Here is a 13,559-nt window from a genome sequence, read left to right as displayed (position 1 = left end):
GGAGCGGAGGGTGTGCCGCGACCGGCCACCGCCCGTCGCCACGGCCCGCCCGTCCGGTCCTCGGATGCGGCCTGTGCGGCCCCGGGGGAGAATCGAGGGTGGCCGGGCCCGGGTCCACCGGACGGGAGGAGGTGGAGGGCGATGTCCTCTCCCGCCCCGCGGGAGGCGATCCCGCAGCCGGTGCTGACCCCGCTCACCAGCGCCGCCATCTTCCTCGTGGTGACCGTCGACCCCGGCGGCGAAGCGGATACCCGGGATCTGCTGTCCGAGGTCCCCGCGCTCCAGCGGGCGGTCGGCTTCCGGGCCCCGCACGGCGAGCTGAGCTGTGTCGTCGGTATCGGGTCCCAGGTGTGGGACCGGCTCTTCGACGGGCCGCGTCCGGCCGAACTGCATCCGCTGCGCGAACTGGTGGGCGCCCGCCACCGCGCCGTGTCCACCCCCGGCGATCTGCTGTTCCACATCCGGGCCGGCCGGCTCGACCTGTGCTTCGGGCTGGCCACCGAGATCATGGACCGGCTGCGCGGCGCGATCACGGTCCGCGACGAGACCCATGGCTTCAAGTACTTCGACGTACGCGATCTGCTCGGCTTCGTGGACGGGACCGAGAATCCGGAGGGGCCCGCGGCGAGCGCGGCGGTCCTCATCGGCGACGAGGACGCGCCGTTCGCGGGCGGCAGTTATGTGATCGTGCAGAAGTATCTGCACGATCTGCGCGCGTGGAACGCGCTGCCGGTGGAGGCCCAGGAGAAGGTGATCGGCCGGACCAAGCTGTCCGACATCGAGCTGGACGACGCGGTCAAGCCGGACGACTCGCATGTCGCCCTGACCACCATCACCGACCCCGATGGCACCGAGCGGCAGATCCTCCGGGACAACATGCCCTTCGGCAGCGCCGGGCAGGGCGAGTTCGGCACCTACTTCATCGGCTACGCCCGTACGCCCTCGGTCACCGAACGGATGCTGGAGAACATGTTCCTGGGCAGTCCGTCGGCCGGCCACGACCGGATCCTGGACTTCTCCACGGCCATGACCGGCTCGCTGTTCTTCGTGCCCAGCGCCGACTTCCTGGACGAACTGCCCGATCCGCCCGCCGCCGTGGCGCACGCCGACGCGGACCGTGAGGTGGCGGCGGCACCACCGGCCCCCGAGGTCCGGTTCACCGCACCGTCCGGCTCACCGGCGCACGACGGTTCCCTGGGGATCGGCGATGTGAAGAGGAGCGCCCCCGATGAAGAACCTGCACCGTGAACTGGCGCCCGTCTCCGACGCGGCATGGGCGGATCTGGAGGAGGAGGCGCGGCGCACCTTCAGACGCCATGTGGCCGGGCGCCGTGTCGTGGATGTGCCCGAACCGGCCGGACTGGAACTGGCGGCGGTCGGCACCGGGCATCTGACGGCCGTCGATCCGCCCGCCAAGGGCGTGGTGGCGCACACCCGGCGGTCGGAGCCGGTCGTCGAACTGCGCGTGCCGTTCATCGTCGACCGTCGCCAGGTCGACTCGGTCGAACGCGGTGCCAAGGACGCGGACTGGCAGCCGGTCAAGGACGCCGCGCGCAGAATCGCGTTCGCCGAGGACCGGGCGGTGTTCGAGGGGTACCCCGCGGCGGGCATCACCGGTATCCGGCGCGGCAGTTCCCTCCCGGAGCTGACGCTCCCGGCGGAGGTGCGGGACTACCCCAACGCCATCAGCCAGGCGGTCAGCATCCTGCGGCTCGCGGGGGTCGAGGGCGCGTACACCCTGGCGCTGAGCGCGGACGCGTACACGGCCGTGAACGAGACCTCCGACCACGGCTATCCGATCCACAAGCACATCGACCGGGTGCTGGACGGGGAGATCATCTGGGCACCCGCGATCGACGGCGCCTTCCTGCTGTCCACCCGGGGCGGTGACTTCGAACTCCACCTCGGCCAGGACGTGTCCATCGGCTATCTCTCCCACGACGAGAACCGTGTCCGGCTGTACTTCCAGGAGACTCTGACGTTCCTGATGTACACGAGCGAGGCCGCGGTGGCGCTGGCGCCCGCGCCCGGCAGAAAGCGGAAGTGACCGGTGGTCAGGCGTCCGGGCCGGAGGCCGCGGACAGCGCGCCGGGGGTGAGATTGCGCAGGAACGCCGGGACCGCCAGTGCCACCAGGGCCGCGAAGACCAGGAAGGCGGGCCGCGGTCCGAGCCACTGCGCCAGCAGTCCCACCAGCCCGGACCCCACCGGCATCGCCCCCCAGCTGAACAGACGGGTGACCGCGTTGTAGCGGCCGAGCAGATGGTCGGGGACCAGCCGCTGGCCGATCGTCCGGGCGTTGACCGCCCACAGGGTGCCGCCCATGCCCCCGGCGAACGCCGCGGCGGCGACCGCCCACGGTGCGCCGGTCAGCGCGGGGACGGCCATCATCGCGAAGGTACCGGCCAGATCGGCACCCATCACCCGGCGGCGGCCCAGCAGCCGGTTGAGCCGGGTCACCGCGAGGGCGCCGACGAGCCCGCCCACCCCGAGCGCGCTGAGCAGGGTGCCGTAGCCACGCGGGGTCAGCCCCATCGACTCCGTGGCGTACAGCGGCATCAGCGCAAGCCAGGCGCCCCAGGAGGCGCACAGCACGGTGAGGATCAGGGACATGGTGCGCAGTAGCGGGTGGCCCCACAGATGGCGGAGGCCGGTGACGATCTGGTGGCCGACGGTCTCCCGCGCCCCCGGCGTCACCGGGCCGGGGAGGCGGGCGCGGAAGGAGCCCGTGAGCAGCAGCAGGACCAGGGACGCGGCCAGGTAGGAGAACCAGGTCGCGCCGAGCGCGAAACCGGTGCCCGCGGCGAGCAGCAGCCCGCCCGCGAACGGCCCGGCGAACTCGTTGCAGACGGTCTCGGCGCCCGTGATCCACGCGTTGGCGCGTTCGCGGCCCGCGGGCGGAACGACGGCGGGCACCAGCGCGGCGGCGGAGGTCAGCGCGATGACCTCCGCGACCCCCAGTACCGTGCCCGCCGCGCACAGCACGGTGATGGACAGGGCGCCGGTGGCGGTGAGCTGGAGCAGCGCCGCCACCGCCGCCAGCCGCAGCCCGTCGGCGATCCACAGCAGCCGACGCCGGTCGAACCGGTCCACCAGGACGCCCACGTGGAGGGCGATGAGGAGCCAGGGGAGGGTCAGGGTGAGGGAGACGGCGGCGACCTGGGACGGCGCCGAGGACACCTGGGCGGCCAGCAGGGGCAGCGCGACCTTGGTCACGCCGTCCGCGAGATTGGTGACGGCGGTGAACACCAGGAGGACGGCGGTGTTGCGGGTCCCGGGCGGTGCCGCGTCACCGGCCGTCACCGCGGACAGCTCCCGCGCCGTCACCGGCGCCGTTCGGTCGGTCATCGCCCCACCCCTCTGCCCGGATAACCGGCTACATCGTTTTGGCGGTTTGAGCACCGCGAGGGTGAGTGTGCCATCCGGGACACGGTCGCGCTACCGGTAAACTCGATAGCCGGTTATCAGGAAGGCGGCCCATGCGTGACGCACCCGCCTCGGCCCGGCTGGTCGAGGACTTCGCCAACACCCTTGATGTGCATCTGGACACCGATGCGCTGACCACGCCCGCCCGGCTCGCCGACTGGTTGCGGGAGCGGGGGCTGCTCGACCGTCCGCGCCGGGTCACCGCCGAGGACCACGCCCTGGGGCTGGCTCTGCGCGCCGGGATCCGCGAGCGGCTGGGGAGTCATGTCGGGGACGAACCGGACGCCGCGGTCCTCGCGGCCGCCGATGCGGCGCTGGGCCGGCTCACGGTGTGCGTCACCGTCGATGGCGCGGCCCGCCCGGCGGACGGTCTGCCGTCGGTCCGGCAGGCCCTGGCACGGCTGGCGATCGCCTGGAACGAGCTGGTCACGACCGGTGAACATGTGCGTCTCAAGCGGTGTGCCGAGCACACCTGTGCGGAGGCGTTCTGGGATGTGTCGAAGAACCGCAGCCGCCGCTGGTGCTCGATGAGCGTATGCGGCAACCGCGTGAAGGCGCGCCGCCACTCCGCCCGGCAGAAGGGCGTGGGCGGCGCCTGAGCCGGACGGGCGGCGCCCGCGTCAGCGGCCGGGGGTGTCGCCGAGCCCGACGAGGAGCTTGCGCAGCAGTCCGGCCAGTTGGGTCCGTTCGCGTCCGGTGAGCGGGGCGAGCAGCCGCTCCTCGTTCGCGACATGCGTCGCGACCACGGTGTCCACCAGGCGCAGCCCCTCGTCGGTGAGTGTGATGAGCACGCTGCGGCGGTTGCCGGGGTCGGTCTCCCGGGTGACCAGGCCGCGGCTCGCCAGCCGGTCGATCCGGTTGGTGATGGCGCCCGAGGTGACCATCGACGTCTCGACCAGGGCGCCCGCCGTCAACTGGTGGGGGGCTCCGGAGCGGCGGAGCGTGGCGAGGATGTCGAACTCCCAGCGCTGCAGGCCGTGGTCGGCGAAGTGGTCGCGCAGTTCCAGGCCGAGCAGCCGGTCGGCGCGGGCGATGCGGCCCACGACGCCCATGGGTGCGGGGTCGATGTCCGGCCGCTCGGCCTTCCACTGGTCCAGTACCCGGTCGACGTTGTCCCTCATGCGGAGTCCCTCACGTGATTCCTCAATGTTGAAGTGTTTGACGGCAAGGTATCAGTGCGCTTAGTTTTCTCAACGTTGAACAGTTCAGCATTGAGGAGTTCCTGTGCGTGTGAGTCCGCGTACCAGTGGTGTCGGCGCTCCGCCCACCGTCGTTCCGGGGCCGGTGGCACCGGCCTGGAGGCTCACCGGCCTCGCCGCGCTGGCGCCGGTGTCCTGGGGCACCACCTACCTCGTCACCACCGAGTTCCTGCCGCCGGGGCGTCCGCTGCTGTCGGCCGCGATACGTGCCCTCCCGGCGGGCCTGGCGGTCCTCGCCGTGACCCGCACGCTTCCGCGCGGCTCCTGGTGGTGGCGGGCGGCCGTGCTCGGCACCCTCAACATCGGTGCCTTCTTCGCCCTGTTGTTCTTCTCCGCCTACCGGCTCCCCGGCGGAGTCGCGGCCACCCTGGGCGCGGCGCAGCCGCTGCTGGTCGCCGGACTCGCCCTCGCCCTGCTCCACCAGCGCCCCACCGCCTGGCAGCTCGGCTGGGGCGTGGCCGGAGCGGGCGGGGTCGCCGCGATGGTGCTGCGCGGCGAGGCCGCCTTCGACCCGGTCGGGGTCCTGGCCGGACTCCTGGGCACCCTGGCGATGGCCACCGGGGTCGTCCTGACCAAGCGCTGGGGGCGCCCGGTGGGGCTGCTGCCGTTCACCGGCTGGCAGCTGACCGCGGGCGGACTGCTGCTGGCGCCGCTGGCGCTCGCCGTCGAGGGGCCGCCGCCCGCGCTGGACGCCGGGGCCCTGGGCGGGTACGCGTGGCTGGCGGTCGTCGGCACCCTGCTCGCCTACGCGCTGTGGTTCCAGGGCGTGGAGCGGCTCCCCGTCGGCGCGCTGTCCTTCCTGCCGATGCTCTCCCCGGCCGTCGCCACCGCGCTCGGCCGGCTCGCCCTGGACCAGACCCTCACCACCGCCCAGGCGCTGGGCTTCGCCCTCGCCCTGCTGTCCATCGCGGCCGCGCAGCTGTCCCCGCACACCGTGCGCACCCTGCTGCGCCGCGGCCGGCACGGCTCCTGACGCCATCTCAGCCGACCTGTCCGACCGGGGTGTTCACCCCGGCCACCGAACCCGAGGAGTACCCGTCATGCGTATCACCGTCTTCGGAGCCACCGGCGCCGTCGGACGCCGGGTGGTGGCCGAGGCCCTGCGCCGCGGCCACGAGGTCACCGCCGTCTCCCGCCGTCCCGCCGCCGAGGGCGCGCTGCCGCCCGGCGCCACCGTCCGCACCGGCGACGCCTCCGACACCGGGGACGTGGCCCGGCTCTCGGCCGGACAGGACATCGTGATCGGTGCGACCCGTCCGGTGGCCGGGCGCGAGGACGAACTCGTCGCCGTCACCGAGGCACTGCTGACCGGGCTCGCCCCGACCGGTGTCCGGCTGCTGCTCGTCGGTGGCGCCGCCACCCTCACCGTGCCCGGCACCGAGGGGCTGACCGTCGTCGACACCCCCGGCTTTCCCGCGGATGTGCGCCCCATCGCGCTCGCCTGCGCCCGGCAGCTGGAGGTCTGCCGTGCCGAGCGCCGGGTGGACTGGACGTACCTCAGCCCGCCCGCCCTGCTGGAGCCCGGGGTGCGCACCGGCGGCTATCGCACCGGGACGGATGAGCTGCTGGTGGATGCGGCGGGGCGGTCCGCGATCTCCATGGAGGATCTCGCCGTGGCCCTCGTCGACGAAGCCGAACGCCCCCGCCATCACCGGGTTCGTTTCACCGTGGGCTACTGAGCCGGGAGCCCCGGGGCCGCCCCGGGGCTCCCGGATTCCGGCGGACGCCACCTTGTGCAAGGATGAGATATGGATTTGTCCTGGTATGAGGACATTCCACCGTATGGGCCGTACGGGGCGCACCAGGACCGTCCGGTCGGCATCGCACCCTCTCACCTCCGGGGAGGACGATGGGCCATGACCGACATCGAGGACGCGCTGGGTGATGTGATGCATGTCGAGGGCGTGCTGGCGGCCTCGCTCGTCGACTATCTGAGCCGGATCACCCTCGGAGCCGTGCAGACCACCAAGGGGCCGGACCTGGAGAAGGTGGCCTACGGCGACACCGATGTGCTGCGCGCCAAGCTCTCCACCCTCGAACTCCTCGGCTACAGCCCCGACCGCCTCGAGGACATCGTGGTCACCCTGGACACCGAGTACCACGTGATCAGACCGCTCAGCCAGCGCGCCCGGCAGGGCGTGTTCATGTACCTGGTGGCCGACCGCGGCCGGGTCGACCTGACCGCGGCCCGCGCGACGATGTCCGAGGTGGCGCTGCGGCTCGACGTCTGACGCGCGCGACCGGGGGCGGGAGCTACACCGGGGGCGGGGGCTGCGCCGGGGACGCGGACGGCGGGACGGGGTCCGGGGTGAGCGCCAGGATCGCCATGTCGTCCTGCCGCTGGCCGCCGGTCCAGGCGGTGACCTCCGCGACGAGCGTGTCCACCAGGTGCGACGCCCCGCGGAAATCCCGGCCGGACAGTCCGGTGCACGGGTCGTAGTACGTGCCCTCGCCGTTCCGGGCCTCGGTCACCCCGTCCGTCACCAGCAGCAGGTAGTCGCCCCGGCGGAAGGCGAAGGTGTCGGTGCCGGGCGGCAGCTCGCCCTCGGGCAGTCCCAGCCCCAGCGGCAGTCCGGCCTCCGCGGACTCCAGGGACCGCACCGTGCCGTCCCGGATCAGATAGGGCGGCGGATGGCCCCGGTTGCACACCCGCAGCACCCCGTCCGCCACCTCGATCTCCACCAGCACCGCGGTGGCGAACCGCTCCAGTGCGTCCGGGCCGTCCCCGGTGTCCTCCGCGAACCGCGCCAGCCCGCGGTCCAGGTGGTCCGCCAGCGCGCCCAGCGACGGCATCCGCCCGGCCGCCTCCCGGAAGGCACTGGTCGCCACCGCCATCGCGGACACCGCGGGCAGCCCCTTCCCACGGACGTCCCCGATCAGCGCGCGGACCCCGAACGGCGAGGACCGCACCGCGAAGAAGTCGCCGCCGATCTGCGCCTCCGCGTACGCGCACTCGTACCGGGTGGCCACCGACAGCGCCCCCACCCGCGCGGGCAGGGGCGGCAGCACGGCGCGCTGCGCCACCTCGGCGACCGCCCGCACCGCCGCAAACCGCCGCCCCTGGCGGCGCACCACCCACTTCAGCCACAGCGCGATCACACTGATCACCGCCACGTCCAGCAGATCCACCACCAGCGCCAGTACCGGCCGGTCCACCAGCAGGTCCGTGGCCACCGACACCGCACAGGCGCATATCGCGGTGATCACGGCGCCCCGGAACGGCAGCACCATGCACCCGACGAGCGGGGCGGCGGCCAGCAGCGGCAGCCCGGTGTACGGCACCGGGCCGAGCACGTCCGCCAGCACACCCCCGGCCATCAGCAGCCCGGGGACCAGGGCGAGCAGTCCCGCCCTGCCCTGGTGCTCCGCCATCAGGCCCTCGGCGGTCACCGGCCGCGCCACGGCCTCGTGGAGCCGCCGGGACCACCGGTTCCAGGCCGTCACCTCGAGTGCACCCACGCCTCCTGTGTCCGGTGTGCGGCGGGAGCCGCCTCCCGCCGCACGGTCACCGTCCTCCCTCCAGCGTGACCCAGGGCGGCGCGCACCGCCCCGTGCCGGGCCCGGCCGGCGGCGCGCGGACCGGTCAGCCGCGGGGCAGCCGCCCCTTGCTGCGCATCGCGGCACGGACCCGCTCCTCGGCCAGACCGTGCCCCGCGGTGTGCGGGGTGGTGGACCGGCGGCGCGCCTCCTCCAGGACGGTCACCGCATTGGCGCGCAACCGCGCCGACACCGTCTCGAAGATGGCGGCCGTGTCCGGGCGGAACCCGGAGTAGCGGGCGTCCATGGCGAAGGCTGCCGCCACGACGCCCCCGGCGTTGGCCACGAAGTCGGGGATCACGGTGACACCCCGCTCCGCGAGGATGCCCTGCGCCTCCTCGGACGTGGGCAGGTTCGCCCCCTCCACCACCACCCGGGCCTTGATCTGCCGTGCGGTGTCCCGGCTGATGACGTCCTGGAGCGCGGCCGGGACCAGGACGTCGCAGTCGGCCGTCAGCTCGGCGCCGGGCGGCAGCGCGGTGCCCCCGCGGTGGCGGGTGACGAAGTGGTCGCCGTGTTCCTCACGGGCGGCCAGCAGCTCCGCCACGTCCAGCCCGGTGGGATCGTGCAGAGCGCCGTGGGCGGTGGACACCGCCACCACGGCGGCGCCCAGCTCGGTGAAGCGGCGGGCGGCGGCACTGCCCACCGCGCCGAACCCCTGGATCGCCACCCGTGCCCCGGCCAGCGGCAGCCCCAGGCCGCCCGCCGCCGCGTCGGCGGCCTCGGCCACTCCGTAGCCGGTGACACCGAGCTTGTCGTAGGCCACGCCGCCCAGGTGTTCCGGGGTGCCGACGGCCGCGCCCCGGTCGCCCAGTTCGTCCTGGATGATGGCCGCGTCGCATTCGGTCAGCCCCATGTCCAGGCCCATCACATACTCGCGCGGCACCTCGTTGGACAGCGCCCGCGCGAAGGCGCGCAGCACCGCCTCCTTGTCGGGGGAGGCGGGGTCGGCCACGATGCCCGCCTTGGCGCCCCCGTAGAACAGGTCCACGCCCGCCCACTTCCAGGTCATCACCCGGGCCAGCCGCGCCACCTCCTGGACGGTCACCCCGGGCGCCATCCGCGTACCGCCCTTGCCGATACCGCGCGCGGTGTTGTCGATGACCAGCACGCCCTTCATACCGGTGCGCCGGTGGGAGACCACCACGACCTTCTCCGGGCCCCAGTCGTCGATGAGCGAGAGTGCGTCAGTCACGGGTGTCTTCCTGTCCCTCGGAGGTGTGTCCCTGGTCGGAGCCGGGTCCCCGGGAGGCGCGGGCGGTGTCCGCGGCCGGCGGGGGCGGCAGGGCCGCCGCGATGAGCTGGGCCAGATGGAGCCCGCGGCGGTCGGTGTGCTGGCCGATCTGGGTGCGACAGCTGAAACCGTCGGCGAGGACGGCCGTATCGGGGGCGGCCTCGCGCACCGCGGGCAGCAGCACCTGTTCCCCCGCGGCCACGGACACCTCGTAGTGCCCGCGCTCGAAGCCGAAGTTGCCCGCCAGCCCGCAGCAGCCGGAGTCCAGCACGGTGTTGTCCACGCCCATCCGGCGCAGCAGTGCGGCGTCCGCGCCGAAACCCGAGGTGGCGTGCTGGTGGCAGTGGGTCTGGCTGATGCTCCGGGCCGCGACCTCGGGGGGCCGCCAGTCCGGGGTGTGCTCGACGAGGAGTTCGGCCAGGGAGACGATGGCCTGTCCGACGGCGGCCGCGTCCGCGTCGCCGTCCAGCAGCTCCGGCAGGTCACCGCGCAGCGCCGCGGTACAGCTCGGCTCCAGACCCACCACCGGTATCCCGGCCCGGGCGGCGGGACCGAGCGCGGCGGCGGTGCGCCCGGCGATCCGGCGCGCCACACCGAGCTGCCCGGTGGTGATCCAGGTCAGTCCGCAGCACTGGGTGCCGTCGGGGACCCGCACCCGGTATCCGGCGCTCTCCAGAACGGCCACCCCGGCCCGCAGCACCTCGGGGGAGAAGTGGTTGTTGAACGAGTCCACCCACAGCACCACCGGACCGCGCCGTCCGTCGCCCTGAGGGGTCCGGCGGCGGAACCACTCCAGGAAGGTGCGGTCGGCGAAGCGCGGGATCTCCCGCTGCGGGGCGATACCGCCGAGCCGTTTGAGCAGCGGGGCGAACCGGGAGGCGGTGAGGGCGTTGACCAGCCGTGGCATCCGCGCCGCCACCCGGGACAGCAGCGGCAGCCAGCCCATCGAGTAGTGGGACGCCGGGCGCGGCCGCCCCCGGTAGTGGTGGTACAGGAACTCGGACTTGTAGGTGGCCATGTCCACCCCGACCGGGCAGTCGCTGCTGCATCCCTTGCAGGACAGACACAGGTCCAGGGCGTCACGGACCTCGGTGGACCGCCAGCCGTCGGTGATCACCTCACCCTGTGTCATCTCGTACAGCAGCCGCGCCCGGCCGCGGGTGGAGTCCTTCTCGTCCCGTGTCACCCGGTAGCTCGGGCACATCACATCGCCGCGCTGGGCGGTCGAGCGGCATGCGCCGACGCCCACACAGCGGCGGGTGGCCTTGGCGAAGTCACCGCCGTCGGCGCGGAACGGGAAGACGGTGGCCAGCGGCAGCGGGGTGCGGTGATGGGCGACACGCAGATTGCCGTCCAGCGGCAACGGCCTTGTGATGATGCCCGGGTTGAGCCCGTGGTCCGGATCCCAGACGTTCTTGAACTCCTCGAAGAGTCCGATGACCCGGGGCCCGTACATCAGGGGGAGCAACTCCGAACGGGCCTGGCCGTCCCCGTGCTCACCGGAGAGTGACCCCCCGTGCGCGGCCGTCAGCTCGGCTGCGTCGGTGACGAAGGCGCGGAAGACCGCGGTGCCCTTCTCGGTGCCGAAGTCGAAGTCGATGCGTACGTGCAGACAGCCCTCGCCGAAGTGTCCGTACACCGCTCCGCGCAGTCCGTGCCGGTCCAGCAGACCGGTGAACCCGCGCAGGTAGGAGCCCAGCCGCTCGGGGGGTACGGCGGCGTCCTCCCAGCCGGGCCACGCCTCGGACCCGTCCGGCATCCGGGTCGCGAGCCCCGCGCCGTCCTCGCGGATCCGCCACAGCCGCCGGGCGCGCCCGGGGTCGGTGACGACCTCACCGCCGGTGAACCCGGCCGTCTCCCGGGCCGCTGCGCTCAGGGCCTTAGCCCTGGCATCCAACTCCTCTGCCGTGCCGCCGAGTTCGGCGAACAGCCAGGCCCGGGAGCCGGGTGGCAGGGAGTCGACGGCCGCCCGGGTCGCGGGCCGGGTGACGATGTCGGTGAGCGCGTGGTCCAGCCCCTCCAGGGCCAGCGGCCGGTGTTCCAGCAGGGCGGGCACCGCGTCGGCCGCGGCGTAGGTGTCCCGGTACCCGAGCACCACCAGCGCCCGGGCCGGGGGAGGGGCGATGAGCGTCACGGTCGCGGAGAGCACCACGGCCAGGGTGCCCTCACTGCCCACCAGGGCCCGCGCGAGGTTGAACCGGTTCTCGGGCAGCAGGTGTTCCAGCGCGTAGCCCGACACCTGCCGCGGAAACCGGCCCAGTTCGGTGCGGAGCACCTCCAGATTGCTGCGGGCCAGGGTGTCCAGTGCGCCGATCAGCCGTCCGCGGTCGTCGTCCGCGGCGACCGCCTCGTCGATCTCGGCGCGGGTCATCGGGCCGAGCCGGACCACCGTGCCCCGGTACGTCAGCACCTCCAGCCCGACCACGTTGTCGGCGGTGCGGCCCCAGGCCACCGAATGCGATCCGCATGCGTTGTTGCCGATCATCCCGCCCAGGGTGCAGCGGCTGTGGGTGGAGGGGTCGGCACCGAACAGCAGCCCGTGTCCGGCGGCCGCCGTCTGGAGCTCGTCCAGTACGATCCCCGGCTGCACGGTGGCGGTGCGGGCCACCGGGTCAAGTGAGAGCAGCTTGTTGAAGTGGCGGGAGACGTCCAGCACCACACCCGATCCGACGGCCTGGCCCGAGGTGCTGGTGCCCGCGCCGCGTACGGTGACCGGAACCCCCAGCCGACGGCAGACCGCCACCGCGCGCAGCACCTGCTCCCGGTCGCGCGGGAACACCACCGCCAGCGGGACCCGCCGGTAGTTGGAGGCGTCGGCAGCGTACTGCGCACGGCGTCCGGCGTCCCCGGCCACCTCACCGCAGTCCGCCCGGTCCAGGGCCTCGGCCACCGCCGCCGCCTCGGGAGTCCGGCGGGTTTCCTGCGCTGACGTCGTCACGTGTGTTCGCTCCTCCGGGGAAGACGCACCGGCCGTGTGCTCCGCGGCCGGGTCCCGACCACGATCCGCGCCCGCTCCGGGCCACCACAAGGGCCAGCAGCGCGAAAGAAATGACGCGCGAGGCCAAGGAATGCTTATGCTGCGCGGAGTGCGCTTATGCTCGGTCCCCCTGTCATTCGGGACCGCCCTGGGGAGCCGGAATGCTCAAGCCTCTGCATCTGATCACCCTGAAGGCCGTCGTCCGCAGCGGATCGTTCGCCATCGCCGCCCGCGACCTCGGCTACACCGCGTCCGCCATCTCCCAGCAGATCTCCGCGCTGGAGAAGGAGACCGGCCTGGTGCTGTTCGAGCGCGAGGCGCACGGCATCCGCGCCACCACCGCCGCCCACCGGCTGGTCGACCTCAGCGCCCGGGTCCTGGCCGCCCTGGACGACCTGGACCACCAGGTGCGGGAGCTGGCCACCGGCACCGTGGGACGGCTGCGGCTGGGCACCTTCCCCACCGCCGGGGTTCGGCTGGTGCCCGCCGCCCTGTCCGCGGCGGTCGCCGCCCTGCCAAGGGCGGAGATCCAGCTCGCCGAGGGCGAACCGGACGAGCTGATCGCCCTGCTCGTCCAGGGCGATCTGGACATCGCCGTGGTCTACGAGTACGGGCTCAGCCCCCGGCACTGGCCCGACGGGCTCACCCGCCATCCGCTGCTGCGCGAGGACCTGGTCCTGCTGCGCGCCCGCGGCAGCGGACTCGGCGCGGAACTTCCCCAACTGGCCCGCGCCCGCTGGATCACCAGCCGGGAGGACACCGGTGGGGCGGTGTCGCTGACCCGGCTGTGCGCGGCGGCCGGGTTCGACGCCGATGTGGTCTTCCGCAGCAACAACTACGACGTGGTCCGGGAGTTGGTGTCCAGCGGGCTCGGAGTGGCGGTGGTCCCGGCCCTCGGCCACAAGGACAGCGCGTCCATCGAGGCCACCCGGCTCACCCGGCGCTCCGCCCACCGCAGCGTGCTGGCCCTGCACCGTGCCGAGAACAGCAACCCGCTGCTCGGCACGGTGCTGGAGGCGCTGCGGCGGGCGGTGCCCCGTGACGAGCCGTATCTGCGGCCCGTGGGAGCGGTGGAGGACGGTGGCGGGGACGGGCCGGCGACATCGCCACCGGCCCGTCCCCGCCACCGTCCGCACTAGGGTCCGTGGTGAAAGGGGGCGCCCGGGTGCCCACCCCAGGGCCCGCCC

Annotated in this window: 12 protein-coding genes; 7 read left to right on the top strand and 5 right to left on the bottom strand. The window is 73.5% G+C overall.

What is annotated here, in order from left to right:
- The first annotated feature begins 141 nt into the window (after positions 1-141).
- Together NMK44_RS26840 and NMK44_RS26835 are read left to right on the top strand one after the other, a co-directional pair.
- Positions 142-1,248, top strand: coding sequence for a Dyp-type peroxidase (locus NMK44_RS26840; RefSeq protein WP_254747632.1), 1,107 nt, complete (start codon positions 142-144; stop codon positions 1,246-1,248).
- Positions 1,229-2,047, top strand: coding sequence for a family 1 encapsulin nanocompartment shell protein (locus tag NMK44_RS26835; protein ID WP_254747630.1), 819 nt, complete (start codon positions 1,229-1,231; stop codon positions 2,045-2,047). The genes NMK44_RS26840 and NMK44_RS26835 overlap by 20 nt, the downstream gene beginning before the upstream one ends.
- Before the next feature lie 7 nt (positions 2,048-2,054).
- Here the strand turns inward: NMK44_RS26835 and NMK44_RS26830 are convergent, their stop codons facing one another.
- The gene (locus NMK44_RS26830; RefSeq protein ID WP_254747628.1) at positions 2,055-3,347 is read right to left on the bottom strand and encodes an MFS transporter; all 1,293 of its coding nucleotides are present in this window, start codon (positions 3,345-3,347) and stop codon (positions 2,055-2,057) included.
- Between the two features lie 131 nt (positions 3,348-3,478).
- Between NMK44_RS26830 and NMK44_RS26825 the strand changes: the two genes are divergently transcribed.
- On the top strand, positions 3,479-4,024 hold the full coding sequence (locus NMK44_RS26825; protein WP_254747626.1) for a CGNR zinc finger domain-containing protein: 546 nt from the start codon (positions 3,479-3,481) through the stop codon (positions 4,022-4,024).
- A 21-nt stretch (positions 4,025-4,045) separates the two neighbouring features.
- Here NMK44_RS26825 and NMK44_RS26820 read toward each other — a convergent pair whose 3' ends face one another.
- A complete protein-coding gene (locus tag NMK44_RS26820) occupies positions 4,046-4,546 on the bottom strand; it encodes a MarR family winged helix-turn-helix transcriptional regulator (protein ID WP_254747624.1) in 501 nt (166 codons plus the stop codon).
- 109 nt (positions 4,547-4,655) lie between these two features.
- Between NMK44_RS26820 and NMK44_RS26815 the strand changes: the two genes are divergently transcribed.
- The 3 genes from NMK44_RS26815 (at position 4,656) to NMK44_RS26805 (ending at position 6,855) form a co-directional block, all read left to right on the top strand.
- Positions 4,656-5,597, top strand: coding sequence for an EamA family transporter (locus NMK44_RS26815; RefSeq protein ID WP_374215346.1), 942 nt, complete (start codon positions 4,656-4,658; stop codon positions 5,595-5,597).
- A 67-nt stretch (positions 5,598-5,664) separates the two neighbouring features.
- The gene (locus NMK44_RS26810) at positions 5,665-6,303 is read left to right on the top strand and encodes an NAD(P)-dependent oxidoreductase (RefSeq protein ID WP_254747622.1); all 639 of its coding nucleotides are present in this window, start codon (positions 5,665-5,667) and stop codon (positions 6,301-6,303) included.
- Between the two features lie 177 nt (positions 6,304-6,480).
- Positions 6,481-6,855 carry a hypothetical protein gene (locus NMK44_RS26805; protein WP_254747620.1) on the top strand — a complete coding sequence of 125 codons (375 nt, stop codon included), beginning with the start codon at positions 6,481-6,483 and terminating at the stop codon, positions 6,853-6,855.
- Positions 6,856-6,877: 22 nt separating this feature from the next.
- Here the strand turns inward: NMK44_RS26805 and NMK44_RS26800 are convergent, their stop codons facing one another.
- The 3 genes from NMK44_RS26800 to NMK44_RS26790 all read right to left on the bottom strand — a co-directional run bounded on the left by NMK44_RS26800 (position 6,878) and on the right by NMK44_RS26790 (position 12,333).
- Positions 6,878-8,083 carry a PP2C family protein-serine/threonine phosphatase gene (locus NMK44_RS26800; RefSeq protein WP_254747618.1) on the bottom strand — a complete coding sequence of 402 codons (1,206 nt, stop codon included), beginning with the start codon at positions 8,081-8,083 and terminating at the stop codon, positions 6,878-6,880.
- A gap of 124 nt (positions 8,084-8,207) precedes the next feature.
- A complete protein-coding gene (locus tag NMK44_RS26795) occupies positions 8,208-9,356 on the bottom strand; it encodes a Glu/Leu/Phe/Val family dehydrogenase (RefSeq protein ID WP_254747617.1) in 1,149 nt (382 codons plus the stop codon).
- Positions 9,349-12,333, bottom strand: a complete 2,985-nt coding sequence (locus NMK44_RS26790; RefSeq protein WP_254747615.1) for an FAD-binding and (Fe-S)-binding domain-containing protein — start codon at positions 12,331-12,333, stop codon at positions 9,349-9,351. Before NMK44_RS26790 ends, NMK44_RS26795 begins: the two co-directional genes overlap by 8 nt.
- Positions 12,334-12,533: 200 nt before the next feature.
- Between NMK44_RS26790 and NMK44_RS26785 the strand changes: the two genes are divergently transcribed.
- Positions 12,534-13,511 (top strand): LysR family transcriptional regulator, encoded by a 978-nt coding sequence (locus tag NMK44_RS26785; protein ID WP_254747613.1) that lies wholly within the window; start codon positions 12,534-12,536, stop codon positions 13,509-13,511.
- Positions 13,512-13,559: the final 48 nt, after the last annotated feature.

It is taken from the genome of Streptomyces cucumeris (genome assembly GCF_024295805.1).
Lineage (GTDB): Bacteria > Actinomycetota > Actinomycetes > Streptomycetales > Streptomycetaceae > Streptomyces > Streptomyces cucumeris.
The sequence above is the reverse complement of the archived record's forward strand: the minus strand, read 5'-3'. Positions and strand labels throughout refer to the sequence as shown.

Excerpts from the sequence above, each read along its gene's own strand:
- NMK44_RS26830 (WP_254747628.1), bottom strand. The coding sequence starts at position 3,347 with ATGACCGACCGAACGGCGCCGGTGACGGCGCGGGAGCTGTCCGCGGTG.
- NMK44_RS26810 (WP_254747622.1), top strand. The coding sequence starts at position 5,665 with ATGCGTATCACCGTCTTCGGAGCCACCGGCGCCGTCGGACGCCGGGTG.
- NMK44_RS26785 (WP_254747613.1), top strand. The coding sequence starts at position 12,534 with ATGCTCAAGCCTCTGCATCTGATCACCCTGAAGGCCGTCGTCCGCAGC.
- NMK44_RS26835 (WP_254747630.1), top strand. The coding sequence starts at position 1,229 with ATGAAGAACCTGCACCGTGAACTGGCGCCCGTCTCCGACGCGGCATGG.
- NMK44_RS26805 (WP_254747620.1), top strand. The coding sequence starts at position 6,481 with ATGACCGACATCGAGGACGCGCTGGGTGATGTGATGCATGTCGAGGGC.
- NMK44_RS26820 (WP_254747624.1), bottom strand. The coding sequence starts at position 4,546 with ATGAGGGACAACGTCGACCGGGTACTGGACCAGTGGAAGGCCGAGCGG.
- NMK44_RS26840 (WP_254747632.1), top strand. The coding sequence starts at position 142 with ATGTCCTCTCCCGCCCCGCGGGAGGCGATCCCGCAGCCGGTGCTGACC.
- NMK44_RS26825 (WP_254747626.1), top strand. The coding sequence starts at position 3,479 with ATGCGTGACGCACCCGCCTCGGCCCGGCTGGTCGAGGACTTCGCCAAC.